Raw genomic sequence first — 1,173 nt, forward strand, 5'->3', positions numbered from 1 at the left:
CTAGGGAGACTCTGAATAAGTCTCAAAATCAGCGATAATACGGCCATCGTCAACCGCACAGGATTCGTTGCCACCATGGATCAGATTACCTTCTCCGAAGCCGAGTACCAGACCAAGAAGCGCAAGACCCGCCGCGAGATCTTTCTGGAACGGATGGACAAGCTGATTCCCTGGAAGCAGTTGGAGAAGAAAGTTGCCCGATACTACCCCAAGGGCCAGACTGGCCGGCCACCGTATCCGCTGCCGACCATGCTGCGAGTCCACTGCATGCAGCTGTTCTACAACCTCAGCGACCCGGCTATGGAAGATGCCCTGTACGAGATTGAATCCATGCGGCACTTCGCTGGCCTGAAGCTGGACCGCTTGCCGGACGAAACCACGATTCTCAAGTTCCGTCATTTCCTGGAACGCCATGGCCTCGGCAAGGTGTTGTTCAAAGAGGTGAACAAACACCTGGAGAAGAACGGCCTGATGTTACGTGAAGGCAGCATTGTGGACGCTTCCATTATTTCTTCCCCGAGTTCCACGAAGAACGAGAGCGGCAAACGTGACCCCGATATGCACCAGACCAGAAAAGGCAACCAGTGGTACTTTGGCATGAAGATGCACATCGGCGTGGACGACACGCTCGGCCTGATCCACAGCATTGATACCACCGCTGCTAATGTCCACGACATCGTGCCCGCCGGCAACATTCTTCACGGTAACGAGCAGCGCGTGTTCGGTGATGCCGGTTATCTTGGTATTCAAAAGCGGGATGAGCATAAAGATCGCCAAAATGTATCCTGGTTCATTGCCAAACGCCCCGGCAGTCGGAAGAAACTGGACGCCCGTAAACTGAAAGCCGAGAAGCTCAAAGCCAGCGCCCGGGCCAAAGTCGAACATCCGTTCCGGTACATCAAACAGGTCTTTGGCTACAACAAAGTCCGCTATCGCGGCTTGGCCAAAAATAGTACCCGGCTGCACTTGCTGGCCGCATTCACCAACTTACTGATCGGCGAAAAATATCTACTGGCGTAGGGCCAGTGCGCCCGAATTTCGCCGAAATGGCGGGAAACGGGCAAAAAACGAACAAGTAGAGGGGCTGAGCGTGCCTAAATTGCCTTTGAATAGCTTTTTTCGAGCTAATAAAGTTATTCAGCGAGAAATCAGGCATTAATCAGACCCTCCCTA

Annotated in this window: 1 protein-coding gene; it reads left to right on the forward strand. The window is 53.3% G+C overall.

All coding sequences use genetic code 11. The features are described 5' to 3' along the window. Nucleotides 1-75: 75 nt before the first annotated feature. Entirely contained in the window at nucleotides 76-1,020 is a 945-nt protein-coding gene (locus CDH47_RS17445; RefSeq protein WP_100641624.1) for an IS5 family transposase, read from the forward strand. Nucleotides 1,021-1,173: the final 153 nt, after the last annotated feature.

The organism is Marinobacter salexigens (genome assembly GCF_002806945.1).
In the GTDB taxonomy this organism is placed as follows: Bacteria; Pseudomonadota; Gammaproteobacteria; order Pseudomonadales; family Oleiphilaceae; genus Marinobacter; species Marinobacter salexigens.